General features: G+C 62.3%; 18 protein-coding genes and 1 riboswitch. Of the genes, 11 read left to right on the top strand and 7 right to left on the bottom strand.

Annotation, left to right across the window (positions count from 1 at the left end; genetic code table 11):
- Nucleotides 1-32: 32 nt before the first annotated feature.
- The 7 genes from BQ4888_RS16560 (at nucleotide 33) to BQ4888_RS16530 (ending at nucleotide 9,822) form a co-directional block, all read left to right on the top strand.
- Nucleotides 33-470, top strand: a complete 438-nt coding sequence (locus BQ4888_RS16560; RefSeq protein WP_092058708.1) for a chemotaxis protein CheW — start codon at nucleotides 33-35, stop codon at nucleotides 468-470.
- A gap of 11 nt (nucleotides 471-481) precedes the next feature.
- Entirely contained in the window at nucleotides 482-910 is a 429-nt protein-coding gene (locus BQ4888_RS16555; RefSeq protein ID WP_170232924.1) for a chemotaxis protein CheW, read from the top strand.
- Nucleotides 911-2,470 (top strand): response regulator, encoded by a 1,560-nt coding sequence (locus BQ4888_RS17665; protein WP_092058704.1) that lies wholly within the window; start codon nucleotides 911-913, stop codon nucleotides 2,468-2,470. It begins immediately after the preceding gene.
- Between the two features lie 141 nt (nucleotides 2,471-2,611).
- On the top strand, nucleotides 2,612-5,269 hold the full coding sequence (locus BQ4888_RS16545) for a valine--tRNA ligase (protein ID WP_092058702.1): 2,658 nt from the start codon (nucleotides 2,612-2,614) through the stop codon (nucleotides 5,267-5,269).
- 339 nt (nucleotides 5,270-5,608) lie between these two features.
- Entirely contained in the window at nucleotides 5,609-6,421 is an 813-nt protein-coding gene (locus tag BQ4888_RS16540; RefSeq protein ID WP_092058700.1) for an electron transfer flavoprotein subunit beta/FixA family protein, read from the top strand.
- Nucleotides 6,422-6,472: 51 nt separating this feature from the next.
- Nucleotides 6,473-7,819 (top strand): FAD-binding protein, encoded by a 1,347-nt coding sequence (locus BQ4888_RS16535; RefSeq protein ID WP_092058698.1) that lies wholly within the window; start codon nucleotides 6,473-6,475, stop codon nucleotides 7,817-7,819.
- Nucleotides 7,820-7,848: 29 nt separating this feature from the next.
- Complete coding sequence (locus tag BQ4888_RS16530) at nucleotides 7,849-9,822, top strand: (Fe-S)-binding protein (RefSeq protein ID WP_092058696.1); 1,974 nt, start codon at nucleotides 7,849-7,851, stop codon at nucleotides 9,820-9,822.
- Between the two features lie 84 nt (nucleotides 9,823-9,906).
- Here the strand turns inward: BQ4888_RS16530 and ptsP are convergent, their stop codons facing one another.
- Entirely contained in the window at nucleotides 9,907-12,246 is a 2,340-nt protein-coding gene (gene ptsP, locus BQ4888_RS16525; protein WP_092058693.1) for a phosphoenolpyruvate--protein phosphotransferase, read from the bottom strand.
- Nucleotides 12,247-12,631: 385 nt separating this feature from the next.
- Nucleotides 12,632-14,935 carry a sigma 54-interacting transcriptional regulator gene (locus tag BQ4888_RS16520; RefSeq protein ID WP_092058691.1) on the bottom strand — a complete coding sequence of 768 codons (2,304 nt, stop codon included), beginning with the start codon at nucleotides 14,933-14,935 and terminating at the stop codon, nucleotides 12,632-12,634.
- A gap of 400 nt (nucleotides 14,936-15,335) precedes the next feature.
- On the opposite strand from BQ4888_RS16520, the gene BQ4888_RS16515 reads away from it, so the two are divergent.
- Both BQ4888_RS16515 and BQ4888_RS16510 read left to right on the top strand, forming a co-directional pair.
- Nucleotides 15,336-16,973 carry an ExeA family protein gene (locus BQ4888_RS16515; protein WP_092058689.1) on the top strand — a complete coding sequence of 546 codons (1,638 nt, stop codon included), beginning with the start codon at nucleotides 15,336-15,338 and terminating at the stop codon, nucleotides 16,971-16,973.
- A 6-nt stretch (nucleotides 16,974-16,979) separates the two neighbouring features.
- On the top strand, nucleotides 16,980-17,774 hold the full coding sequence (locus tag BQ4888_RS16510) for a general secretion pathway protein GspB (protein ID WP_092058687.1): 795 nt from the start codon (nucleotides 16,980-16,982) through the stop codon (nucleotides 17,772-17,774).
- A gap of 6 nt (nucleotides 17,775-17,780) precedes the next feature.
- On the opposite strand, the gene BQ4888_RS16505 is transcribed toward BQ4888_RS16510, so the two are convergent.
- Nucleotides 17,781-18,248: a GreA/GreB family elongation factor gene (locus BQ4888_RS16505; protein WP_092058685.1), complete on the bottom strand. Its 468-nt coding sequence runs from the start codon at nucleotides 18,246-18,248 to the stop codon at nucleotides 17,781-17,783.
- Between the two features lie 78 nt (nucleotides 18,249-18,326).
- A riboswitch (Fluoride riboswitch) is annotated at nucleotides 18,327-18,390 on the top strand.
- 42 nt (nucleotides 18,391-18,432) lie between these two features.
- On the opposite strand from BQ4888_RS16505, the gene crcB reads away from it, so the two are divergent.
- Both crcB and BQ4888_RS16495 read left to right on the top strand, forming a co-directional pair.
- Nucleotides 18,433-18,810 (top strand): fluoride efflux transporter CrcB, encoded by a 378-nt coding sequence (gene crcB, locus BQ4888_RS16500; protein ID WP_092058961.1) that lies wholly within the window; start codon nucleotides 18,433-18,435, stop codon nucleotides 18,808-18,810.
- Nucleotides 18,811-18,820: 10 nt separating this feature from the next.
- Nucleotides 18,821-19,168, top strand: a complete 348-nt coding sequence (locus BQ4888_RS16495) for a DUF190 domain-containing protein (RefSeq protein WP_092058683.1) — start codon at nucleotides 18,821-18,823, stop codon at nucleotides 19,166-19,168.
- A gap of 179 nt (nucleotides 19,169-19,347) precedes the next feature.
- Here BQ4888_RS16495 and BQ4888_RS16490 read toward each other — a convergent pair whose 3' ends face one another.
- From BQ4888_RS16490 to BQ4888_RS16475, 4 genes are all read right to left on the bottom strand, one after another.
- The gene (locus tag BQ4888_RS16490; protein ID WP_092058681.1) at nucleotides 19,348-20,337 is read right to left on the bottom strand and encodes an ABC transporter ATP-binding protein; all 990 of its coding nucleotides are present in this window, start codon (nucleotides 20,335-20,337) and stop codon (nucleotides 19,348-19,350) included.
- 1 nt (nucleotide 20,338) lies between these two features.
- Nucleotides 20,339-21,289 carry an ABC transporter ATP-binding protein gene (locus tag BQ4888_RS16485; protein WP_092058679.1) on the bottom strand — a complete coding sequence of 317 codons (951 nt, stop codon included), beginning with the start codon at nucleotides 21,287-21,289 and terminating at the stop codon, nucleotides 20,339-20,341.
- Between the two features lie 203 nt (nucleotides 21,290-21,492).
- Nucleotides 21,493-21,903 (bottom strand): UPF0158 family protein, encoded by a 411-nt coding sequence (locus tag BQ4888_RS16480; RefSeq protein WP_092058677.1) that lies wholly within the window; start codon nucleotides 21,901-21,903, stop codon nucleotides 21,493-21,495.
- A 62-nt stretch (nucleotides 21,904-21,965) separates the two neighbouring features.
- A complete protein-coding gene (locus BQ4888_RS16475; protein ID WP_092058675.1) occupies nucleotides 21,966-26,129 on the bottom strand; it encodes a DEAD/DEAH box helicase in 4,164 nt (1,387 codons plus the stop codon).
- Nucleotides 26,130-26,416: the final 287 nt, after the last annotated feature.

Raw genomic sequence — 26,416 nt, 5'->3', positions numbered from 1 at the left:
GCCGTCGCAGGTCTGAGCGCGGGGAGGTGAGCATGTCCAGTTCCACCGCCATGTCCCTGGTTTTCCGCCTGGGAGAGGTCGGCTTCTCCCTGGCCGCGGAGGATCTGCTGGAAATCCGCGAGGAAGATTCCCGGGAACTTTTCGCCGCCGATGTGCCGCCGGCCATGCTCCCGTTTCGCGACGGCGAGATCCCCGTGGTCAACCTGAGGCGACTTTTTCGGTTGCCCGACAACCCCCGTCGTGAGGCATCGGTGAAATATCTGGTGCTGGCGGGGGAACGGGGCAACTGGGCCGCTCCCATCGACTCTGTGCTGGGGGTTTATCCGGTTTCGGCCTTCACGCGCTGTTCGGCGCCGCTCTTGTCCCGCCTTCCCGGCCCCCGACCCTATGGCGATGTGGAGCTCTGGCGGGACGAGCTGCTGGTTCGTTGCGACGCTCTTTGGTTGGAACAATGTCGGCGCGGGATCTGAGCAATCGGCTTGTGTTCTTCCGCAACCGGGACGGTGCTTTCGCCCTCCCTCTGGCGGATGTTCTGGCGGTAATTCCTCTGCCGAAGGTTCGTTTTTTACCCCTGTTGCCGCCGCACGTGGCGGGAATGGTGGTTCATGACGGTGAGGCCCTTCCCCTGTTGCGCCTCGCCGCGAAAGATTCGCCCGCGACGGTCTCCGCCTTTGCCCTTATCTGTGCCGTTTCCTGGGGGCGGGTGGCCCTGTCGGCCGATGCCGTCCCCCGCGTCCCGGCTCCGGAGCGGTTTGCAACGCCCGGCCTTTCCGACGCCGGTAAAAACGAGGGACGGCAGGTGCTTTATGACCAGGTCCCCTATCTTCTTTTGGATATCGAACGGATTGTCGCGGAGCTGTCCCGCTGGGATTTCCGGCAACCTTCCCCACCGGGGAATCAGGAGGTTTGAATGAGCAGGAAACTGTTACTGGCCGACGACAGTGTTACGATTCAGAAGGTCATTGGCATCACCTTCGTCAACGAAGATTACAACCTCGCCGTCGCCGACAACGGGGATGCCGCTTTGGAAAAGGCCAGAAGCGATCGTCCCGACCTGATTCTCGCCGACGTCTTCATGCCCGGGAAGAACGGTTACGAGCTTTGCGCGGCGGTCAAGGCCGACCCCTCCCTGGCTGGGGTTCCGGTCCTTTTGCTCACCGGCACCTTCGAACCTTTCGATGAAGCCAAGGCCCAAGCCTGCGGCGCCGATGGCTGGATTGCCAAGCCTTTCGAATCCCAGACCCTGATCAGCCGCGTCAAGGAGCTGCTCGACAAGGCCTGGGCTGCACCGGCCGAGCCTAAAGCCCCTACCGCACCGGACGAGCCCGTCGCGCCGGTGGCCGAGGCCGCGCCTGAGTCGGCAGCGGCTCCCGCAGCCATGCCAGAGGCAGCGCCCATTTCCGCTTCCGAACCCGAGGTGGAAGCGGATATCTGGACCGAACTGGAGGATTCCGAGGCCGCACCGGCGGCGGAGCCTGCTGCCGCCGCAGCTTCCCAAGAGGTCGATTTCGGCGCTATTTTCACCGACGAAACCGAGGCGTCTGCCGCTCCGCCGGAGGCTGAGGCGGCTGAGGATATCTGGAGTGACGTCTCCTTGGTCGAAGAAGATCTGGCCCCGGCGTCCGACGAACCCGCCGCCAGCGAGCTTTCGGAGGATGTCTGGGCGGAGATGGACGCGCCCGCCGCTCCCGCCATCGACGAGGGGGGGGCTGCAGAAGAGGTGGTCGGCCTGAGCGAAGAAGACGAGGTGATGGAGCTGGCCGAGGAGGATATTCTGGCTCTCGACGAGGGTGATATCCTGGAGGGTGAGACGGTCGTCGAAGCCCCGGCCGCCGAGGATGATTTCGTCTTCGTTCCGGAGGAGGCGTCAGACCTGGCTGCCGACGAAGATCTTCCGCCCTTGGCCGAGGACATTTTTGCTTTCGAGGATGAGCCCGTTTCCCTTGCCGCTGCGCCTGAGTCCGAGGACGTGACAGAGTCCGCTTTGGAGACGGCGATCATTGGTGAAGCCTCGGTGGCGGAAGAGGATGACTTTGTCTTTTCCACCGAAGAGCCCGAGTTCGAGGCTGAGGGTTTGGCTGAGACCGAAAGCGTCCAGGAGGACGACGCCCTGAGTCTGGAGCCGGACATGCCGGCCGTTGAGTTTGCCGAAGAGACTCCGATCGCGACGGAACCCTTTTTCGCCACTGCTGGCGAATTGCCTGAGGAACCGGTCGCGGAGCCGTCCGCAATCGAAGCGCCTGCGCCGGTTGTCGCTCCCGTGGCGGCGGAAGCCGTCGAAGAGCGGGTGCGGGAGTTGAGCGAAGCCGAACTGGAGCGCATTGTCGAGCGCGTCGCCGGTACGGTGATCGAGCGACTGGCCGGTACCATTCTCGAAAAGATCGCCTGGGAAATCGTGCCCGACCTGGCCGAAAGTCTGATCAAGGATGAACTGCGTCAGATCAAGGCCGAGGCGGAGCAATCGGGCTGAAATACATCGCTTGACGCAGTGACGGCGATCGCCGGTTGACGGATGGAATGGGGATGGTTAAAATCCCCATTCCTTTTTTTACTCGCAACTCCGCCCCACAGGTCGGATAAAAATTTAATACGCAGGAAGGACGCAGCGTCCATGGAAACCCATCTGCCCAAAGGATACGAACCCCGCGACGTCGAGAAGAAATGGTATCAAGCCTGGGAAAGCCAGGGCTGCTTCCGCGCCGACGAACACTCCCCCAAGCCTCATTACTCCATCGTCATCCCCCCGCCCAACGTCACCGGGGTGCTGCACATGGGGCATGCCCTGAACAACACCCTGCAAGACATTCTGGTGCGCTGGAAGCGTATGAGCGGCCATGAAACGCTGTGGATGCCCGGCACCGACCACGCCGGTATCGCCACCCAGAACGTGGTGGAAAAACAGCTCGCCGCCGAAGGGAAGGACCGTCACGAACTGGGGCGCGAGGCCTTTGTCGAGCGGGTCTGGCAATGGCGCTCCGAGTCCGGCGGACAGATCATCAATCAGCTCAAGCGTCTCGGTGCCTCCTGCGACTGGGAGCGGGAACGCTTCACCATGGACGAGGGACTTTCCCGGGCCGTGCGCGAGGTCTTCGTCAGCCTTTACGAGGATGGCCTGATCTATCGGGACAACCGCCTGATCAACTGGTGTCCCCGTTGTCACACCGCCCTTTCCGACCTGGAAGTGGAACACGAGGATAAAAAAGGCAATCTCTGGCATCTGCGCTATCCGGTGGTGGGGAGCGACCGCGTCCTGGTCGTGGCCACCACCCGTCCGGAGACGATGCTCGGCGATACGGCGGTGGCGGTCAATCCCGAGGACGAGCGTTATGCCGACCTGATTGGCAAGACCGTCTTGCTGCCCCTGGTGAACCGTGAGATCCCGATCATCGCTGACGATTACGTCGACCGCGAATTCGGCAGCGGCGCGGTGAAGATCACTCCGGCTCACGACTTCAACGACTTCGAGGTCGGTAAGCGCCACAACCTTGAATTTATCAACATCTTTGATACCTCGGGCAACGTCAACGAGAACGGCGGCCCCTACAACGGGATGGAACGCTACGCTGCACGCAAGCAGGTGGTGGCCGATCTCGAAGCGCAAGGGCTGCTGGAGAAGATCGAGGAGCACGGCAACGCCGTGGGGGAGTGCTACCGCTGCCGGACGGTCATCGAGCCGTACATGAGCAAGCAGTGGTACGTCAATGTCGGGCCGCTGGCCGAGAAGGCCATCGAGGCGGTCAAGGACGGTCGTACCCGCATCGTCCCCGAGCAGTGGGAAAAGACCTACTACGAGTGGATGTACAACATCAAGGACTGGTGCATCAGTCGGCAGATCTGGTGGGGGCACCGCATCCCCGCCTGGTACTGCGACGACTGCGAGGGGATCACCGTCGCCCGCGAGGACGCGACCGTCTGCGCCCACTGCGGCGGCAGCCGGCTGCGCCAGGAGACGGACGTTCTCGATACCTGGTTCTCTTCAGCCCTCTGGCCCTTCTCGACCATGGGCTGGCCGGAAAATACCGAAACGCTGAAGAAGTTCTATCCGACCTCCTGCCTGGTCACCGGCTTCGACATACTCTTCTTCTGGGTGGCGCGGATGATGATGATGGGCCTCAAGTTCATGGGCGAGGTCCCCTTCAAGGAAGTCTACATCCATGCCCTGGTGCGCGATGCCCAGGGACAGAAGATGAGCAAGTCCAAGGGGAACGTCATCGACCCTTTGAGCGTCATCGACGAGTACGGCACCGACGCCTTCCGCTTCACCCTCGCCGCCTTCGCCGCCATGGGTCGCGATATCAAACTTTCGACCGAGCGCATCGCCGGCTACCGCAACTTCGCCAACAAATTGTGGAACGCCAGCCGCTTTACCCTGATGAATCTGGAGGGCTTCGAGCCCGAGGGGATCGATCCCGACCGGCTCGACCTGTCGCCGGCCGACACCTGGATTCTCTGTCGCTTGGCTGAGGCCGCCCGCGAGACCAATCAGGCTTTGGCCGACTACAAGTTCAACGATGCCGCCAGTGTCCTTTACGCCTTTACCTGGAACAGCTTCTGCGACTGGTATATCGAACTGGTCAAGGATGATCTCTATGGTGATGATCCGGCGGTGAAGCGCCGCGCTCAGAGCGTGCTCTTTCTGGTGCTGGAAAGTCTGCTGCGCCTGCTTCATCCGCTGATGCCCTTCATCACCGAGGAAATCTGGCAGGCGCTACCGGGCCAGCGCCCTACGACCTTCCTGGTCGAGTCCCCCTATCCGGATGGCGAGGGTCTGCCCTACGCGGAGCGGAGCGTGGCCGGGATGGAGCTGATCATGGAAGTGATCAGGGGCATCCGCAACATTCGCGGCGAGATGGATGTGGCGCCGAGCAAGCAGATCCAGGCGGTGCTTGACTGCAAGAGCGAAGCTTCGGCGACGGTGCTGCGCGACGGCGCCGGTTACATCAAGACCCTGGCTCGGGTCGGCGAACTGACCTTCGGCGTCGGTGTCGAGCGTCCCGCCCAGGCAGCGACCCAGGTCGCCGGGGATGTGGAGATTCTGCTCCCCCTGGCCGGCTTGATCAATGTTGAGGAGGAGGGAAAACGCCTGCTCAAGGAGATCGCCAAGGTCGAGAAGGATGTGGAGCTCTTCGCCAAAAAGCTGGCCAACGAGAATTTTGTCGCCAACGCCCCCCGCCACGTCCTCGAAAAGGACCGGGCCAAGCTTGCCGAAGCCGAGGAAAAACGCACCATTTTGCAGGAGAGCCTGAAAAAGATTCAGGCGTTGCGCTGACCCCGTAGCGGGTGCGGTGGATTTTTTCGCACCTCGGTGCTTAAAAAGACGGCCCAAAGGATCTTCGGTCTTTTGGGCCGTCTTGTCCCCGGAGTGTGCAAGTGATCGGCAACCATGCGATAAAATGACGATTATCCGAGGATGCCCGGCTGTTAAGTCTGGACCCTCGCCGGCTTATCCTTTATAATCCCAATCCATTCTCTGGAGGAATGGTTTGGATCGGCCCCCTCTTCGGCGGTCGGCAACATCCATGGGGGTCCCTGATCCCCTGGATTTTTGTCTCTTGTTTTGTTTGTTTTATCCAGAAGTCTTCTTGTCCCCCACGCCAAAGGAACCCCCATGCTTGTCGTCGCCTGTATCAAGCAGGTCCCTGACACCACCCAGGTGCAGATCGATCCGGTCACCAACACCCTGGTGCGCGAAGGGATCCCCTTTATCGTCAACCCTTACGATACCCATGCGCTGGAGGAATGCCTGCGGCTCAAGGATCGTTTCGGTGTGCGCGTCGCCGCCCTCTCCATGGGCCCGCCCAATGCCGAAGCCACCTTGCGCAAAGCCCGCGCCCTGGGGGTGGATGAAGCGATCCTGCTCAGCGACCGCTGCTTCGGCGGCGCCGACACCCTGGCGACGAGTCGGGTGCTGGCGGCGGCCATCGAGCGCCTTAGGCAAACGGAGGAGGTGGCCCTGGTCTTCTGCGGCAAGCAGACGATCGACGGCGATACCGCCCAGACCGGCCCCGGCATCGCCACCCGCCTCGGGTTCACCCAGTTGACCCTGGTCGACCGCATCGAACATCTCGATCTCGAGAACCGCCGGGTCCGGGTACGACGCAAGCTCGAAGGGCGGCACGAAATCGTCGAGGCGCCCTTGCCGGCGATGATCACGGTGGTGCGGGAACTCAACCGGCCGCGCTATCCCACCGTCCCCATGCGTCTGGCGGCAGCCGAAGCGGAGATCACCCTGTGGAACAATCAGGTCTTGCAGTTGGATGAAAAGACCGTCGGGCTGAAGGGGTCGCCGACCTGGGTCAGCAAGATTTTCTCCCCGGAACGGGCCAAGGGAGAAATCATCGGCGACGGCCTGAACGATCCCGTCGGCACCGCCAATGAGCTCATCGACAAGCTCCTGAGCAAGGATCTTCTGGTTCTGTAAATCACTCATTTCCGCCGGTTTTCGGCGGATGTTCATCCTGGGGATTCCGCAATGGAAAAAAAAGCGAAAGTCAAGAAGCCGCGCGGCGTTGCTCGCCTCATCGAAGGACGCTGTATCGCCTGCGGCGAGCGCTGCATGAGCGTCTGTCCGGTCGACGCCATCGTCATGGACGAGCAGGGGGCGCCGATCATCGATGCTCCCAAGTGCATTGGCTGCGTCAAGTGCGTGAAGATCTGCCCGGCCAGCGCCCTGGAAATGTACTTCACCCCCGAGGAGCAGAAAATTCTCGACGAGTTGGCCAAGCAGAAGGGGGACTCGGCCGCTGAAGAAGAGGTGGACGAGGAGACCGCCCGCCTGCAGAAGATGCTCTCCGCCTATCGCGGCGTCTGGGTCTTTATCGAGCAGACCGACGGCGAGGCGGCCAAGGTATCCTGGGAGCTCCTCGGCACTGGCGCCGAGTTGGCTAAGCAGCTGAAAGTCGAACTCTGTGCTCTGGTCATCGGCAGCGGGGTCGAACCGCTCTGCGGCGAGGCCTTCGCTTACGGCGCCGACAAGGTCTATCTGCTCGACGCTCCCGTTTATCGCCATTACCGCACCCAGCCTTACAACGAGGCGATCTGTCATCTCATCGCCAAACATAAGCCCGAAGTCATTCTCATGGGCGCCACCGGTCTCGGCCGGGATCTTGCCGGGGCTGTGGCGACGGTGATCAAGACGGGTCTGACCGCCGACTGCACGGGGCTGAGCATCGATGACAAACGCAATCTCATGCAGACCCGGCCGGCCTTCGGCGGCAACATCATGGCCACCATCATGTGCGACAAGTTCCGGCCGCAGATGGCCACAGTGCGCCCCCATGTCATGGCCATGCCCGACTTTGTCGAAGGCCGCACCGGAACGGTCGTGCGGGAAGATTTCGCCCCCGTTGAGGAGAGCATACTGACCAAGGTGCTCGAAGTCATCAGTGACCGGGACGGGCAGGATCATGTCGATATCGCCGGCGCCGAGTTCATCGTTTCCGGCGGCCGCGGCATGGTCAACCGCGAGAACTTCGTTCTCTTGCAACAGTTCGCCAATGAAATCGGCGCTGTGGTCGGCGCTTCGCGCAGCGCGGTCGATGCCGGCTGGATGCCCCATGATCGTCAGGTCGGCCAAACCGGCAAGACGGTAAGGCCCAAGGTCTACATCGCCTGCGGCATCAGCGGCGCGATTCAGCACATGGTCGGCATGCAGGATTCGGACATTATCATCGCCATCAATCGCGACAAGGACGCGCCGATCTTTCAGATCGCCACCTACGGTATCGTCGGCGATCTCTTCCAGATCGTGCCGGCGCTGACCCGGCGCCTGCGTGAGTTGCGCAAAACCGCCGGCCGCCCCGAGCGGGCCGCCTCCTAGCCTACTTTTTCGCATCGCGGGGAAATCCTATGACCTTCAGTGGATTCATCGTTCTTCTGCTCTTTGGCGCCTCCGGCGGCTTTTTTCTGTGGAGCCTCTATCAGCGACTCGGACTGGTGCGACTCGGTCGTGACGAGAACCGCTTCGATCGCGTCGACGAGCGACTGCGCAGCGTTCTCACCTATGTTTTTGGGCAGAAGCGGGTGCTGGCCCGCCCCTTCGGCATCAACCACGCCATCTTCTTCTGGGCCTGCGTGCTGCTGGTGGCGGTCAATGTCGAGTTCGTGCTCGGCGGCATCTTTCCCGGGGCGCGCCTGTCGGTACTGCCGGGGCTCTTCTACTTCCCCATCCGTTTCGTCTCCGACGTGTTTAGCCTGCTGACTCTTTGCGCGGTGTTGGCCGCCCTCATCCATCGCACTTTCTTCCCCCTCTATCCCGAGGCGCGCAATTTCGAAGGCTATTTCATCGTCGCCGTCATCGCCGTGCACATGCTCGCCTATTTCGGCATCAGCGGCGCCGAAGTGGCCCTCGGCCATGAGCGGGCGGCGGGGTGGATGCCGGTGTCGGCGGCCTTCGCCCAGGCCTTTTCCGGTTTCGGCGAAGTCGGTCTGGAACGCATCCACGGCTTTTTCTGGCTGGTTCACGCCCTTGCCCTGCTGATCCTCTTCAACTATCTGATCCCCTACAGCAAACATCTGCACGTTTTCACCGCCATCGGTAACTGTTTCTTCCGCAGCCTGGAAAAGCCCAACACCCAGCCCCGCGAAACCTTCGCCCTTGATCTTCCCCTAGGCGCCGATCGGCCCACACGGATGACCTGGAAGGATCTTTTCGACGGCTTCGCCTGCACCGAGTGCGGCCGCTGCGAGGATGTCTGCCCGGCCCATAACACCGGTAAAAAACTCAATCCCCGCCAGGTGGTGCACGATCTCAAGGTCAACCTGCTGGAGAACGGCCCGGCCCTTAAGGGCGGCGGCGAACCGCGCCTGCCGCTGATCGGCGAGGTCGGGGAGGGGAGTTGCAGCGAAGAGGCGATCTGGGATTGCACCACCTGCGGCGCCTGCCTGGAGGCCTGCCCGGTCTTCATCGAGCACCCCCAGAAGCTGGTGAAGATGCGCCGCCATCTGGTGCAGATGGAGGCCAAATTCCCCGACGAGCTTCTCAATCTCTTCGAGAACATGGAACAGCGCAGCAACCCCTGGGGCATGGCCCCGGCCGAGCGTGGCAAGTGGGCCGCGCTGCTCGATCCCCAGGAGTTCGCGGCGGACAAGACCGAATACCTCTTTTTTGTCGGATGCGCCGGCGCCTTCGATACCCGTAACAAGCATGTGACCGTGGCGGTGGCGACCATCCTCAACGCCGCTGGGGTCTCCTGGGGTATTCTCGGCAAGGATGAACTTTGCTGCGGCGACAGCGTCCGCCGCCTCGGCAACGAGTTTGTCTTCGAGCGCATGGCCCTGAAAAACGTCGAGCTGCTGCAAGCCCGGGGGGTGAAAAAAGTCATCACCCAGTGTCCTCACTGCTTCAGCGCCCTGAAGAATGACTACCGCCAGTTCGGTCTCGAACTCGAAGTTGTCCACCACAGCCAGCTGATCGCCCAGCTGATCGCCGACGGTCGTCTCAAGCTGCCCAAACCGATGAACTTTGGCCGTACCATCTTCCATGATTCCTGCTACCTGGGCCGGCACAACGACACCTATCAGGCTCCCCGGCAACTCATCGAAGCGGCTACCGGCTTCCCCCCGGCGGAATTCGAGCGCAAGCGGGAAAACTCTTTCTGCTGTGGCGCCGGCGGCGGACGCATGTGGATGGAGGAACACACCGGCGAACGCATCAATCGCGAGCGGGTCAAGGAAGCGCTGACCGTCGCCCCCGATACCCTCTGTGTCAGCTGCCCTTACTGCATGACCATGCTCGTTGACGGCCTCAAGGATGAGAAGGCCGAGAATGTCCAGGTGAAGGATGTGGCCGAACTGGTGGCCGAGGTTCTCGAACAGGGATAACCGATTCCCTCCATTGCAACAAACACACAAAAAGGGCAGCCGTCAGAGGCTGCCCTTTTTGTGTGTTTCCGGTTCTTTTCGGAATCAGTCCAGCTGTTCGATCTCCTTCAGCACTTCGATCAGATAGGCGCGGATTTTGGCGCTTTCGCTCAGGGTCAGGACATCGCGGGCAGCCTTGATCGCGACGGCGGAATCGAGGTCGCGGAGGAAGGCCTTGATGCGCGGGATGAAGGGGGCGGGCATGGAGAACTCGCGCATGCCCAGGCCGTAGAGGACGAGGAAGTTCATTGGATCGGAGGCCATTTCGCCACACAGGCACAGGCCTATACCCTGTCGCCGGGCGACGTCGGTCACCTGGGCGAGTGCGTGCAGCACGGCCGGATGGAGCGGGTCGTAATATTTGTTGACCAGGGGGTTGTTGCGGTCGGCGGCGAGCATGTACTGAATCAGGTCGTTGGTCCCCAGGGCGAAGAAGTCAACCTCCCGCGCCAGTTGTTCGGCCATCTGCACGGCGGAAGGCACTTCGATCATGATCCCGGTGGGGACATGGGAGGCGAAGGGCGTTCCTTCCCGGCGCAGGTTGGCCCGCGCCTCTTCGATCACCTCCCGGCAGGCATGGACTTCCTCCATCCCCGAGATCATCGGGAAGAGCAACTTCACCGGGCCGTGCGCGCCGGCCATGAGGATCGCTTCGATCTGGGTGCGGAAAATGTCGCGGTTGTCCAGGGAGACCCGCACCGAGCGCCAGCCCATGAAGGGGTTGTCCTCCCGGGGGGGGCTGAAGTAGGGGAGGCCCTTGTCGCCACCGATATCGAGAGTGCGGATGGTAACGGGATAGTCGGGGAAGTTCTCCACCACCTTGCGGTAGAGCTGGTACTGATCGTCGCGATCGGGAAAGCTCCCCCGGGTCATGTAGGGGAATTCGGTGCGGTAGAGGCCGACCCCCTCGGCGCCGTTGCGCAGGGCGATGTTGACGTCGCTGATCAACCCGATGTTGGCACGCAGGATGACCTTTTCCCCGTCCCGGGTGGCCGCCGGCAGATCGCGGAACTCTTCCAGCCGGTGCAGTTCGCGACTGGCGTCCGCCTGCAGTCGCCGGTATTCCTCGGTGACGTGGGGCGCCGGGTTGACGTAGAAGCAGCCGGAATTGGCGTCGAGGATGACCTGGGTTTCCGGCGGGGTCGAGCGCACCGCCGCCTTGACTCCGACGAGGGCGGGGATGCCTAGGGCCTTGGCCATGATCACCGCGTGAGAGTTGCGTTCCCCGGTTTCGGTGACGATCCCGCGGATGTGCTCGTGGTCGAGGGTGGCCATGTCCGAGGGGAGGATCTCGCGGGCGACGAGAATGCCGGGATGCTTGAGCTGCAGGGGATTGTGCAGAGTGTCGCCGAGGTTGGCCAGCAGGCGGCGGCCGATGTCCTTGATGTCGGCCGCCCGTTCCCGCAGGTAGGGGTCTTCCATGCGTTCGAAGGCTTCGAGGTATTCACCGACGACCTTTTTCAGGGCGAAGGCGACGCTGTGCCCGGCGTGGATTTCCCGACGGAGTTTTTCGAGAAAGCTGCGATCCTCGAGAAACATCAAATGGGTGTGAAAGATCGCCGCGTCGCTCTGGGAAAGCCGTTCGGTCACCCGTTTCTCCAGGAAGAGCGTCTGGATGCGGGTCTTTTCCAGGGTCAGTTCGAGTTGTTGCAACTCTGAGGCGACCTCGACCGGTTCATCTTCCAGCGTTTCGGGAAAGCCCAGGTTGTCGTCGAGCACATAGGCTACGCCCGAGGCCAGGCCGGGGCAGGCCACCGTGCCACGCAGGGCGCCGTTGGTCTGTCCGGCCGCAGGTCGCTCCTTGTCAATCAGGCTCTGACGGGTCTTTTCCAGCTCTCGGGCAAAGGCGCTCTTTTCCTCTTCCTTCTTGCGGATGGAGTCGAGCAGGCGGGCGTTGATGACGATGGAAGAAACCTGGAAAGCGATGGTCGAGAGGGTGCTGATATCGTCGGCGCTGAACTGGCGGGGGGCAACGGTCTGGATCGTCAGCACCCCGATGGGGATTTTGCGGTCGAAGAGGGGGATGCCGAGAAAGGAATGATAGCGTTCCTCGCCCGTCTCTTTGAAGTAACGGTAGCGGGGGTGGGTCTTCGGCTCCAGGATCGCTACCACTTGCCCCTCTTCGGCGGCGAGGCCGGTGAGCCCCTCGCCGATTTTCAGGCTGACCTTGCCCACCGCCTCGGGGGAGAGGCCGATACTGGCACAGAGGCGCAGGGTTTCCCGATCCTCGTCGAGCAGGTAGATGGAGCAGACCTCCGTCCCCATGCGGCGAGCCACCAGGGTAACGATATTACGCAAGGTTTCATCGAGATCGTGGGACTGGAGGATCAGGGTGCTGATATCTTCCAAGATGGTGACGCCCAGTCGGTCGTTGCCTGTGCCCATGGTCTTCAACCTTTAAGGGTAAAAATTGTGAGGTGGGATTGACGATGGGAAAATAATAACGAAATTTTCATGGAAGGGGGAATAAAAAAGCGCCGAACGGGGGAGAGAGGTCCCGGTCGGCGCAAAGGGGTGGGCAGTTTTCCTTATGTGAAGGATCTGTATCCCCGTCAATGACTTTATGAATAAGCAAAGCGCGTGCCATTTTTTCTCTCTCTGTGGTTTGTTCCTGTTTTTCAGCGGTTTAATCCCTTTTGGCGCGGATTTCTGAACAAAAAAACTTCAATATTTGAGGGCTCTTAAAATAGTTTATGGTGAAAAATAGCGGATATCTTAAAATAGTGCGCCAGATGTGGCTCAGCTTGACAGTCTTTGTGTCAATTTTGACTCACGGGGTGGGATGTGTCGGTTTTTTGCCGCGAAATTCCGCGCCCTGCAGGTCATAGCGCGTAAGCATCCGGTAGAAGGTGCGGCGGGGAATGCCGGCCTTGCGCGCTGCCAGCGAGACATTGCCGCCGGTTTCCTCCAGGTAGCGTTTGATCAGGTTCTTCTCCACCTGGTTGAGATGTTTCTCCCGCTGGGAGCGGAAACCGTTGTCGGCGGGGGTGCTTGTTCCATCGGCCGATTCGGGCATGAGCTGACTGAAGACTACCGGCAGATTTTCCAGGCGGATGATGCTGTCCTGGGTGAGGACCGCGGCCCGCTCGATGATGTTCTGCAACTCGCGGATGTTCCCCGGCCAGGGGTAGCGGAGCATGGAGGCGATGGCCCGCTCGTCGATCCCGACCAGGGTCTTGTTGACCCGCTTGCTCGCCCGATCGAGAAAGACATGCACCAGTTCCCGCAAGGATTCCATGCGGTTGCGCAAGGGCGGCATGGTGATGGTGAAGACGTTGAGGCGGTAAAAGAGATCTTCGCGAAACCAGCCTTCCTTTACGCCTTCTTCCAGGTTCTTGTTGGTGGCGGCGATCAGGCGCACGTCGACCTTGATTGGTGTCGTTCCGCCCACCGGCTTGATTTCACCGATGTCGAGCACCCGCAGCAGTTCCGCCTGCAACTTGGGGGTGATGTCGCCGATTTCATCGAGGAAGATGGTGCCGCCGTTGGCCGCCTCGAACAGCCCCTTTTTGTCCCCGACGGCGCCGGTGAAGGCGCCCTTTTTATGGCCGAAGAGCTCGCTTTCGAGCAGGCTGTCGGTCAGTGTCGTGCAATTGACGGAGACCAGCGGCTTGTCGGATCGTTGACTCTTCTGGTGGATGGCGCGGGCGGTGAGCTCCTTGCCGGTGCCGCTCTCGCCGCGAATGAGGACGGTGGTTGGGGTCGGGCCGACCTGGGTGATGAGATTGAGCACCTCCAGGGTGCTGCCGTCGCGGCCGATGATCGCCGTATCACCGTACTCCTGCTGCAGGGCGCGTTGGGCCAGTTCGTATTTCTGCGCCAGCTTGACGTGGTCCTCCTCCAGCCGTTTGAGGGAGTAGGGGAGGCACATGTCGTTCTCCGCCAGCCCCTGGTAGACCGCCACCGCGTGCTCCCGGCAGGTGTCGTAGCCGCAGGCGCCGCAGTTCAGTTCGTCCTGCTCGACGAACTTGTTGGTCGACTGGAGAATCTGGCGGATGCTCTGGCCGCTCGGCGTGTCCAGACGGTGATACTTGTTGCTGAAGCGGCGGTCGAGACGCGGAATCGGACCGGGGGCCTGATAATAGGCGGCGGTGGCGTAGGGGGCCTGCGGGTTCTGGTAGTACTTGTGGATCAGGTTGCGCTTGGAAAAGGGGGTCAGGCGGTTGCTCTTGCCCGGTCCACCGACGCAGCCGCCGGTGCAGAAGCGCAGATCGACCATGCGCGGGGTGATGCGTCCCGCCGCCAGGTCACGGATGATTTCCAGGACATTTTCTTGCCCCTCGGTGGCGAGGAAGTCGGGATTGAAGAAGTCGGCCTCGATGCCGAAGGCCTGGAAAGGCCCACCGGTCACGGCGAAGAGCCGTCCCCGCTCAGGGGGAACGCCATCGAAAGGGGTTTCCGGCAGGCGGGGGAGGTCGATGGAGCCGGCGCGGAATAGCTTGGCCAGTTCCTGGTAGGTCAGCACCATATCGACGGCGTCGGCTACCGGCTCTGCTTCGATTTCGAACTTGCCGGCGATGCACGAGCTGAGATAGACGACCTTGGTCTTCGCCCCCTTGCGCTCCTTGATGAAACGACCGATGGCGACCATCGGCGAGACCACTGGCATGAGGTTTTTCAGCAGGTGGGGATAGTGGCGCTCGATGAGATCGACGATGGTCGGGCAATGGGTGGTGATGCGGGGAAAATCCGCCGGGGTGTCGATCAGTCGGCGATAGGTATCGACCAGCAGTTCCACGCCAAAAGAGCCTTCGTGCACCTCCTCGAAACCGAGGCGCTTGAGGCCGGAAACCAGTTGCCCGGGGCGGATATCGTGGAAAAAGGCGGGGAAGGAGCAGCCGAGTACCGCCACCACCGGCTGTTCGCCGTCGAGCATGCGCAGGATTTTGCCGGTGCTTTCGGTGACGATCTTCGCCTGCTGGGCGCAGACCTTCACGCACTTACCGCAGCCGATGCAGCGTTCGTGGATGACCTCGGCCCAGTTCTCCTTGACCTTGATCGCCTTCACGGGGCAGTTGCGCACGCAGGAATAACACTTGCGGCAGCGTTCTTCGACGGTTTGGATGGGACCCATGGGGCAAACTCCGGCGCGAAATTAAATAGGCGGGCAAAACTGGGCCAATTGTGCCATTGGTGGCACGTTTCTGTCAACGGCAAAGACTTCCGGGCCGTTGTCACCAAATGGGCCGGGCGTGGAGCAAAAAAGCCTGGGCAATTCGCCGGGCTTTTAATATGATGATGGCTAAGCAAAAACTCACCAACTGCTGCGTTGCTGCAACCGGCTCGCTGCTTCGACGTACGTAAGTACGCCTCATTGCTCGCCGATTCCGCGCCTTGCATTTGGCGCTTTTTGCTTAGCCATCCAGCTAAGATGCTTTTTGCGAAAGCATCATATTAAACAGCGATTTTTCAACGCAGACGGCGCCGGCCGTCAAACTGTGCCATTATCCGATCGGACACCGGGGAGCCTGGTTATGTACCTGGAGTATTTCGGCTTCAAAAGTGAACCCTTTTCCATAAGTCCCGACCCTCGTTTTCTTTTCATGAGCGAGCGGCACCGGGAGGCCCTGGCCCATCTGCTCTACGGGATGAAGAGCGAAGGGGGCTTTGTCCTTCTGACCGGGGATATCGGCACCGGCAAGACCACCATCTGCCGCTGTCTGCTCGAACAGTTGCCGGAAGACTCGGAAGTCGCCCTGCTCCTCAACCCCAAGCTGACCGCCGCCGAACTGCTGGCCAATATCTGCGACGAACTGCGCATTCCCTATCCTCCGGGGACGACGAGCATCAAGCTGCTGGTCGATGCCATCAATGGCTTCCTCCTCGCTGTCCATGCCCAGGGGCGGCGCACCGTGGTGATCATCGATGAGGCACAGAATCTCGATGTCGAGGTGCTGGAGCAGATTCGGCTGCTGACCAATCTGGAAACCAACACCTACAAGCTCTTGCAGATCATCATGCTCGGCCAGCCCGAACTGAAAGAGATGCTCGAACGCCCCGAATTGCGTCAGCTGTCGCAACGCATCACCGCCCGCTATCATCTGGCGCCGCTGTCCCAGCCCGAGGTCGGGGATTATATCCGTCACCGTATGGCGGTCGCCGGAGTCGACCGGCCGATTTTCCCCCCGGCGAGTCTGCGTCGCATCTACCGTCTGACTGGCGGCGTACCGCGCCTGATCAACGTGCTCTGTAGCCGTGCCCTGCTCGGCGCTTACGTCAAGGGAGAAAACCGGGTGCGCCCGGCGCTGCTGGAGCAGGCAGCCGAAGAAGTCCTGTCGGGCGATTCCGGCGGCGGTGGCCGTTCCCGTTTCGCCCTGCCGCTCAAGCTGCTGCTCGCCCTGGCCCTGGTTGGCGGCGGCGTAGTGCTGGGCGCGGGACTCTTCCGCCAAGCCCCCCCCGTCGTCCCGGAAACCGCGCCGGTGGTGGAGACGGAGGCTTCCCCGGCAACCGAGCCGGCCGAGACGGCCGCCCCGGTTGTCGAAGCCGAGCGCGAAAACTGGTTGGATGTCCTGGCGTTGGAAGCCGGCAAGGCTGCCGCCCTGCACGCCCTGTTCGCGGCCTGGACGCTGGATTATCCGGCCGATGAAACGGCCGATCCGGCTGTCCTGGCTCGGGATGAGGGTCTGTCCTATTTGTCATTGCGGGGGAGTATCAACGATCTGCGGGCCTTGGACCGCCCGGTGCTGCTCAAGTTGACGGGTCCGCGCGGAGAATCCTTCCACGCGACGCTGACTGCCCTCGACGAGCAGACCGCTATGTTAAGCTCCGGCGCCGAGGACTACCCGGTGCCGGTGGAGGAATTGGTGCGTCACTGGTTCGGCGAGTACGAGTTGCTCTGGCAGCCCCCGCCCGGTTACCGGCGGGCGCTGATTCCCGGCGACCGGGGGGTGACGGTGGAATGGCTGGCGCGGCGCCTCGACCTGCTCCATCAGCGGCCGGATCGTCCTGTCGCCGGGCGGGTCTACGACGAGGCCCTGTATCGCGAGGTCCGCGAATTTCAGGCTGGCGAGGGCTTGGATGCCGACGGGCTGGTCGGGCCGCTCACCCTGATCCGTCTCAACAACCGCACCGGCGGCGCCCAGCCCCGGCTCAGCGCAACACCGAAGGGGTAATGCGGCATGTCCTTTATTCTCGATGCCTTGAAAAAATCGGAAAAAAAACGGGAAACGGCCGAGGTGCCCAATCTGCATACGGTGCACGGCGAGGGTCCGCCGCCCCCCCGAAAACGCCGGCCTCTCTGGCCCTATCTGCTGATCGCGGTGCTGCTGCTCAACGCCGGGGTGCTGCTCTGGTATGTCTTCTTCCGGGAAGAACCCCAGGTCGCCGCCGTCGTGACCGAGGCGGCACCGGCGCTGATTGCCGAGTCCGCGCCGCTTGCCCCCGCGCCTCCCGCGCCTCCGGCTGTGGTCGCGCCGGAACCGGTGGTCGCCTCACCGCAACCGGCTCCTGAGCCTGTTCCCGCTCCGACTCCCGCGACCGTTGTTCGCGAAGTCGCGCCGCCGCCCGCCCCCGTTCCGCCTCCGCGTCCCGAACCCGCGACGGTGCCGGTGCGGGAAGCCGAGGTCGCCCAGGTCGTGGTACCTCCTCCCCCCCCCGTGGAGAGCCGTCCGGAAGCTCCGGTGGTCGCGCCGGTTCCGGAACCGGTTTCGCCGCCGCAACCCATCGAGGTCGGCCCGCCGCCGGTGCTGGAATTGGAGGATCTCCCTGGAGATGTTCGCACCCGTGTGCCGGAGATGACGATTTCCGTTTACGCCTACTCCGCCGTCCCGGCTTCCCGTCTGGTGCGGATCAACAACCGCATCCTCCGCGAAGGGAGCTATCTCGACGTCGGCCTGCGCCTCGAAGAGATCGCCCCGCGCGAGCTGATCTTCACCTTCGAAGGTTTCCGCTTCCGGGTACCGAAGGAGATGTAGGAGCCTTCAAACAATCCTGAGGATTTCATACTCCGAGCTCCCCGACTTCACCCCCTCGCCGATGGTTTTGCCGAGTAGCTCTCGGCCCAAGGGGGAGGCCGGGGTGATGACCAGCACCTCCCGCTCCTCGTGGGTGATTTTCAGGCCTCCCTCCACGGGCCCGATGAAAAAGACTTTGGTCGCGCCTTCCTCGTCCTCCAACACCACCAGTGCGCCGAGGCGAACGGTTCCGTCCGCGCTCGGTCGGCCGTTGAGCTGCTTGAACGCATCCAGCGCTCGACGGATTTCGCTTGCTCGGTTGGCCTGCCCCTGGGCGAGGTAAGAGGCTTCCAGGGCGAGGGTGGCGTACTTGTTGTCGGGAATATTCTCCGCGTGGGTCGCGGCGGCGTGAGCGGACTTGGCGGCGGCGAGCAGCAGTTCCAGGTCGTGGGCAAGGCGGGCGATGATCTGTTGCAGCAGCGCGGTTTTGTTCATGGGCGTCGGCCTGGGTACGGGGCGCGGGTGAGCTGATAAAGCCTTGACATCACGCCGGTTCGGGAGTAAGTGAAAAACACGTTCGCAGGCGATGGCGTTCGCCGAAAGCGTTTGGCGACAAGCTGATGACTCCTGTTTTCATCCCGAAGGCCGGAGTTTTTTTATCACCAAAGGAGGCATTTCCATGACCACCGCCTTTTTCATCGCGGGGTGCGGGGCGCTGGGCTGTCTCGCCCGCTACTATCTGTCGGGCTGGGTCTACAACCTGCTGGGCCGGGGCTTTCCCTACGGCACCTTCGTGGTCAACGTCATCGGCGCTTTTCTCATCGGTCTGTTGATGGAGTTCAGCCTGAAAAGCACCCTCTTGCCGCAGGCGCTGCGGGTCGGGCTGACCATCGGTTTCATGGGCGGATTGACCACCTTTTCGACCTTCAGCTTCGAGACCTTCAAGTTGCTGGAAGACGGCCAGTTTTTCACCGCCTTCGGCAATATCCTGGCGAGCGTGACGGTCTGTCTGATCTGCACCTGGCTCGGTATCGCCCTGGCCCGGCAACTATCCTAGGGAGGCTCCCATGTCCAAGTTTGTCGGCGAAAAAGTTCTGATGCGCATCTTCATCGGCGAAGCCAAGCGCCACGGCCATCGGCCCTTGTACGAGGCGCTCACGGACCTCTTTTTGAAAGAGGGCTTCGCCGGGGCGACGGTGCTGCGCGGCGTCTGCGGCTTCGGTGCTCATCGGGTCTTCCACACCCAGAAATTCCTCGACCTCTCCGCCGATCTCCCGCTGGTGATCGAAGTCGTCGATTCCCAGGAAAAGATCGACGCCGTCATGCCCAAAATCGACGAGATGGTCGGTAGCGGCATGATTACCCTGGAAAAGGTCCATGTCATCCGCTACACCCATAAACATGAGCAGGGCTGATGAAAACGCCCGTCCGCGGCGTTTTCCCTCATCCTCGTCGTTGCGACGTACCTATGGGTACGACTCGCTCCTCTAATTTCGCGCGCCTTGCATCCGGGCATTTTTGATCAGCCCGTAGGATGCGGTGACGAAAGGAACCGCATCATTGCGTTGCGCCCGAGATTTGTTCTAATCGGATCTCAGAACGTCCGGAATTTGCCGACCTGATCGCTGAAATGGCAGGCGGCGAAATGGCCGTTGCCCTGGTCGACGAAGGCCGGGCGCTCGCGGCCGCAGATCTCCTGGGCGTAGGGACAGCGGGGGTGGAAGTGGCAGCCGGGGGGCGGGTCGAAGGCCGAGGGGACTTCCCCTTTGACGAAGGGGCGGTTGCGCGGACGGTCGGGATCGGGGACCGGCACGGCGTTGAGCAGCGCCTCGCTGTAGGGATGTCGGGGGGCGTGATAGAGGGCCTCGGCCGGGGCGAGTTCGACGATGCGGCCGAGATACATGACCGCCACCCGGTCGCTGATGTGCTCGATGACCGAGAGGTCGTGGGCAATAAAGAGGTAGGTCAGACCGAACTCCTGTTGCAGGTCCTGCAGCAGGTTGACCACCTGGGCCTGAATCGACAGATCGAGGGCCGACACCGGCTCGTCGGCGATGATCAGGCTCGGGCGCACGGCCAGGGCGCGGGCGATGCCGACGCGCTGGCGCTGACCGCCGGAAAACTCGTGGGGGTAACGGTCGTAATGCTCGGCCCCCAGCCCGACCCGCTCGAGCAGGGCGGTCACGTCTTCCCGCAGTTTGCGGCCCTTGGCCAGACCGTGAATACGTAGCGGCTCGCCGACGATGTCGCCGACCTTCATGCGCGGATTCAGGGAAGAGTAGGGGTCCTGGAAGATCATCTGCAAATCCCGGCGCAGGGGGCGCATCCGGCCGGGGGAGAGCTTCAGCAGATCCTGCCCGCGAAAGAGCACCTGTCCTTCATCGGCCTCCAGCAGGCGCAGAATCAGCCGCCCGGCGGTCGACTTGCCGCAGCCCGATTCCCCCACCAATCCCAATGTCTCCCCCTTGAACAGGGTAAAGGAAACCCGGTCGACCGCCTGCAATCGGCGTGACGGCGCGCCGGGCAGCCCGCCGCCTGAACGAAAAGCCTTGCTGAGATTGCGGACTTCGAGCAGAGGTTCCATGTCAGTCCTCCCAGCAGCGGACCAGGTGCCCCGGCGACGTTTCCCGCAACCGGGGCAGATGCCCCTGGCGCGGCGCATACTCCGGCGGGCAGCGGTCGAGAAAAGAAAGGGCGCCGTTGCCGCCGCCGCCCTGATTGTTGACGGTGGTCAGCCGGCGGCGCTTCTCGCCGAGCTTGGGGATGCAGGCGAGCAGGCCGCTGGTGTAGGGATGGTGGGGATCGTTGAAGATGGCCCGCACCGGGGCGTATTCGAGAATCAGCCCGTTGTACATGATCGCCACCCGGTCGGCGTTTTCCGCCACCACCCCGAGATCGTGGGTGATGAGCAGGGTCGCCATCTCCCGTTCGCTCTTGAGCTGTCGCAGCAGATCCATGATTTGCGCTTGGATGGTGACGTCGAGGGCGGTGGTTGGCTCGTCGGCGATGAGCAGGCGCGGGTCGCATGCCAGCGCCATGGCGATCACCACCCGCTGGCGCATGCCGCCGGAAAGCTGATGGGGATATTCGCGGAGGCGCTGTTTCGGTGAAGGGATGCCCACCTGATGCAGCAGGTCGGCGGCGGTCTCCAGCGCCTCGGCGGGGGATTGCCCCTTATGCAGACGAAGCACCTCGGCGATCTGCTCGCCGATGCGCAGCACCGGGTTGAGCGAGGTCATCGGCTCCTGAAAGATCATGGCGATCTGATTGCCGCGCACCCGGCGCATCTCCTCGTCGGGGACGTGCAGCAGATCGTTGCCGGCGAAGAAAATCTGCCCCTCCACAATCCGCCCCGGCTCCGGCACCAGTCGCAGTAACGACAGGGCGGTCATCGACTTGCCGCATCCCGACTCCCCCACCAGCGCCAAGGTCTCCCCGGTCTCGATGGTGAAATCGACCCCGCGCACGGCCTTGACCAAACCGCCGGCGGTGAAGAAATAAGTCATCAGATTGCGAACGTCGAGCAGTGGCGGCATGGGCATCCGGGATTGAAATCGAGAGGGATGAAAAACAACCGAACGGCGGAAACTCTACATGGATCGGCGAGGGAGGTCAAGGTATCAAGGCGTGAGCCGCATCGTCGCCATCCGGCATGGCAAGGAGGTTGGATATGGTGGAGAGGGGAGCTAAGGCGCGAACCCCCCATCTGTCCGACCCGACTTCTGGTTGCCTTTCACCGTCAATCGAGCACGATTTTGTTTTCTTCGCACCATTGGAGCAACGCCTCGCGGATTCGCTGCTGCTCGAATGTGTACCAATCGTCCAGCAGATTCTTCTCCATCAGCAGATCCCTGAACCGGCCGTAAGCCCCTTTACGCCGGAAGATCGCCTGCACCCTGTCGATCAGATTCGGGCAGCGGTTGCGAACGAAGTCCATCACCACCGGCTTGCCCAAATCGAGGTCATTCTGGTGGGGGATGTAGATGTAGTCATCGTTCTCGTCCGCATCCTCAGGCAGTTCGTCAAGATCTGTCATCTCCTCCGAAGCAAAGAACAATTCCCCCGTTTTACGGTTGATCACCGCGCTGTTTTCGCTGTGCGGTGCCGCGCTGACAAAAAGGAAGGCCTCTTCAAGGGTTTCGTAGGTCATAGCGAGAAATCTCCTCTTCTATGCGTGCGGTGACCGGTTCCAACCGGTCGCTGATGCGATCTCTATTTTTCTACCCCCTCCCGCAACAACTCCAGCAGATCCTCCGCCGAAACGCGCAGGGCCGTTTCCGTTCCTTCGAGCAGGGAGTCGGCCAGTTCGCGTTTTTGGCCGTGGAGGGCGACGATCTTTTCTTCGATGGTGTTGGCCGCGACCAGGCGATAGACCGTGACCGGGCGGAGCTGGCCGATGCGGTGGGCGCGGTCGGAGGCCTGATCTTCCACCGCCGGGTTCCACCAGGGGTCCATGTGGATGACGTAGTCGGCGGCGGTGAGGTTGAGGCCGACGCCACCGGCTTTGAGGCTGATGAGAAAGAGCTCGCCCCGGCCGGCCTGAAAGGCGGCGACCTGGGCTTGGCGTTCCTTGGCCGGGGTGGAGCCGTCGAGATACTGGTAGACGATGCCGTCCTTATCCAGTTCCTCGCGCAACAGATCGAGATGAGAGACAAACTGGCTGAAGACCAGCGCCCGGTGGCCGTTGGCCCGCAGTTCGTCGACAATCTCCCGGAAGGCCGCGAGTTTGGCGCTGGACAGGGTGCTCTCCGGCAGCACCAAGCGCGGATGACAGCAGGCCCGGCGCAGGCGCATGATTTCGGCGAGAATGCGGATCTGCCGTTCGCCGGGGGCCTGCTCTCCAGCCTCGCCCAGGCTCTCTAGGGCCTTGCGCCGCAGCGCTTCGTAAAAGGCCGCTTCTTCCGAGGAAAGTTCCACCCGCTGGACAATTTCGGTGCGCGGAGGCAACTCCTCCAGCACCTGGCTCTTGGTGCGCCGCAGGATGAAGGGGCGGATGAGTTTTTTCAGCAGGGTCCGGGCCCCCTTGTCCCGTTCCCGTTCGATGGGGTTGGCGAAGCGGGTGGTGAAGGATTGGTGCGAGCCGAGCAGGCCGGGATTGAGAAAGCGGAAGAGATTCCAGAGTTCGTCCAGGCGGTTTTCCACCGGGGTGCCGGTGGTGGCGATGCGGAACCCGGCGTTGAGCTGCATCGCCGCCTGGGAGCGCTTGGTGGTCATATTCTTGATCGCCTGGGCTTCGTCGAGTACCACCGTTTCCCAGCGGACGCCGGTTAGCCGTTCGGCTTCCTGCTGAAACAGGGTGTAGCTGCAAATCGCCAGATCGAAAGGTTGCAGCGATTCGACGAAAGCTTGCCGGTCGCCGCCGCCGAACAGGCGCGGCCGCAAGGTCGGCGCGAACCGGCGGGCCTCGCTTTCCCAGTTGAGACAGACCGAGGTCGGGGCCAGCACCAGCGCCGGTCCCGCTGGGGCGCGGTCGATGAGCAGCGCCAGCGCCTGCACGGTCTTGCCCAGGCCCATGTCGTCGGCGAGACAGGCGCCGACCCCCCAATGGGCCAGGCGGCTGAGCCATTCGAAGCCTTCCTGCTGGTAGTCGCGCAGCTCGGCGCGCAAGGTGGCGGGCACCGCCGGTTGCAAGGCTTCGGCCGCGCGGAACCGTTTCAGCGCCGCTTTCCAGGATTTATCCCCTTTGATGCCGCCGGCGCCGCCCAGCGTCTCGTTCACCAGGGTTGCCGCCAAGGGATGGAAACGGGGCTCCTTGCCGTGCCGGTCCACCACCCGCCGCAGTTCGTCCAGCCGGCGGCGGAACTCCTCGGTGAGGGCGACGAATTCGCCGTCGGCCAGTTGGATGAAGCGGCCTTTTTCCTGCTCTGCCAGTTCCAGCAACCGTTGCAGCGACAGCACCTGATCCGCGTCGAGGGTGACTTCCCCCTCCAGCGAGAACCAGTCCTTGCCCGAGCGCACCGCCAGCTTCAGCCGTTCCCACGAAGCCGTGCCGCGCAGCCTGAGCTTTTCCCCTTCCGGCCAGCGCAGGACATAGACCTCGGGTTCGACGCGCAGGATCTCGTGCAGCGCTTCGAGCAGTTCCAGCGCCTCTTGCGGCTCTTCCAGCCGCCAGAATCCGTCGTGGTTTTCATGGAACTCGAAGCCGCTCCAACTTTGCAGCAGCGTTTCTTGGCGCCGCCGTTCCAGAATCTGATCCCGCCGGCATTGCCGCTTTTTCCCCTCGATTTCGGCGATCACCACGGCGCCCCCCTGGCCGGGGAGAAAGCGGGGGCCGTGCTCGCCGAAGGGGAAAATCCGCGCCTCGACGCTGATCCCCGCCCCCGACGGGCGCAGCAGCAGATGCAGGCGGCCATCGGCAGCCACGCTTTCCGCGGCGAGATTCTCCCCGGCCAGATCGGAGTGGACCAGCACATGGGGTGAAACGGCGGTGATGGCGGCGAGCAGCTCCTTTTCCCCCGCTTCGGGCACGGTCAGCTTCTCGCCGAGAATGGCGGCGATGCGGCGCTGTTCCGCCGTCGGCTCGAAGAGCAGCAAGCGGGTCGAACCCTCCCAGTACCAGAAGAAATTGACCGAAGGCTCGGGCAGGGGCGTCAGGCGCACATTCAGTTTTCCCTTGACGCGCAGCACTTCCAGGGTGAACTCCCCTTTGGCCAGGGTCAGCGGCTCATCTTCGTGGCCGGCGTTGAAAACCAGCGGGTGATCGATCAGGGCGCGCAGGGTCTTGGCAACGTCGAACTCGTAGACCATCTGGGCATAATAGCCGTAGTTATAGGCTCGTTCCTTGCGGATGCAGGCGATGGCCTTGTGGTCCTGGGGGGTCAGAAAGTCGAGACTCGCGCTCTCTTCCGCCAGTCGTTTCAGGGCGACGTTGCGCCCCTTACTCCAGCCCCGCGCCCCCAGTTTCTGCTCGATGGGCTGGATGGCGATCTGGCGGTTGTTCCCCTGGAGCAGCCAGATCAGCCGCGAGGTCTTGGCGGCGACGGTCGGGGATGTCCCGGCGGCGGTCGCGCCGGAGCCCAGAGCCAACAGCGCCTTGAGGGAGCGCTGCCAGTTCTGTTCGCCCGTCCCGCCTCCGGTCAGACCGGCGATCCCTTCCTCGGCGAAAAGTTTCGTCGCCCACTCGGGTCGAACCTTCGCTTTCGGCTCGAAGGCTTCGAGCAGCCGCAGCGCTTCGCCCCCCAGCCAGAGAAATCCCGAGGCATGGGCGGCTTCCGCGACCTGGGCCAGCGCCTTGCAATGAGGGGGAATCAGGTCGGCCTTGAGTTCAAAGGCGACCAGGCAGCGGATGAGATGTTCGAAGGGTTTTAGCTTGTCCTCCCGGCGCAGAAAATCCTTCAGTACCGTCGCACAGCGATTGCTCCCCTGTTTCGCCTCCGCTAAGTGGCTCAACAGGTCGAGGAGAAAGCGCACGTTTCCCTTATCCTGTTTCAGGCCGAGGGCGGCCAACTGGACGGCATTCTTCAGATGCTCCGGGAGACCGGCGCGAAGCAGCGCCAGTTGGTGAAAGATGCCGAGCATTCCGTGGAAAAAGACCTTGCGCTTGCCCGTTTCCTTTTTGATGTGCGCTAGGCCCTGTTCGAAAAGGCGAACCGCTTCCTCGACCTGCCCCCGCGCCAGGGCGATGATCCCGGCCAGTTCGGTAAAGGGCTCTAAGCGCAGTTGCGCGATGGTCGCTTCCGCCTCTTTCAGTCGGCCGCGCATGATCCTATAGAAAACCACATGGTATTTCGCGTCGAGCGGCGCTTCCGGATTGTCGCCGACACAGGCGTCGAGGATGTTAAACGCGTCCGACGGAGCCAGTCGCAGGAAATCCCGCATGGTCAGGTCGACCAGAATGGTGGCCCAGAGGTTGGGGGGGAGGGACTTGAACCAGTCACCGTCCATCGCCCGGTCGAAGAGCAGACCATAGGGAGAACCGTCGAAGCGCGAGTGGTAAAAATCCAGAATCCGCGAAACTTCCGACAGATCGCGCAGATAGATCGCCCGTTGCAGATCCTGAAGGCAATGCTCCAGGCTGTTGTAGTAAATGTTGCGGATGCTTAACTTGACCGCCTCGGCGAAGGCGGGGAGCTTCCCTTGCCGGTCCAGTTCGCGCAGCAGGGGATGCCGCAATTCCTGGCGCAGCAGAAATCCCCCCTGAACCTCAGTAACCAGCCAGGCTTTTTTCAGGTTTTGCAAGAGCGGCAGAAGGCTGGGACCATAAATGGCGCGCCCCGTGTCGTGCCGAACCCCGGCCCGGGTCAGGCATGCGGCGAGGTTGCTACGGGCTACCGGCGCCAGGAAAAAGGCCAGCATCTGCGCGAGCTGCTGTTCCGCGGGGGGGCGCTTGCGGAAGGATGACAGAAGTTTTTCGGTGGCGGGATCGATGTTGGACACGGGGCGGACCTCCGGGAGGAAATCGAATCGGCCAAGGATGATAGCACCCGCGGGAAGAGGTGTCGACGGTCTTGATGGCGCGGCGGCGCTTCGGGGGATTATGCGAAGGGGAGGCGAGAGCGGGGGATACCCGATGAAATGAGTGTGTGTTTGTCGCGGCGCAAGACGCGACCGTACGCAGTAACAACTGTGGATCAAACGGGTTAAAGTCCCGTCCGGGGAGTTGTCCGTTCACCCCGGTAGTTCAAGGGAGCGGCGTCTGAGTAATCAGGGGTCGTAAGTTCCCA

This window comes from Desulfuromonas acetexigens (assembly GCF_900111775.1).
GTDB classification, from domain to species: Bacteria; Desulfobacterota; Desulfuromonadia; order Desulfuromonadales; family Trichloromonadaceae; genus Trichloromonas; species Trichloromonas acetexigens.
Note: the sequence above shows the minus strand (reverse complement) of the source record. Positions and strands in the feature narration are given on the sequence as shown.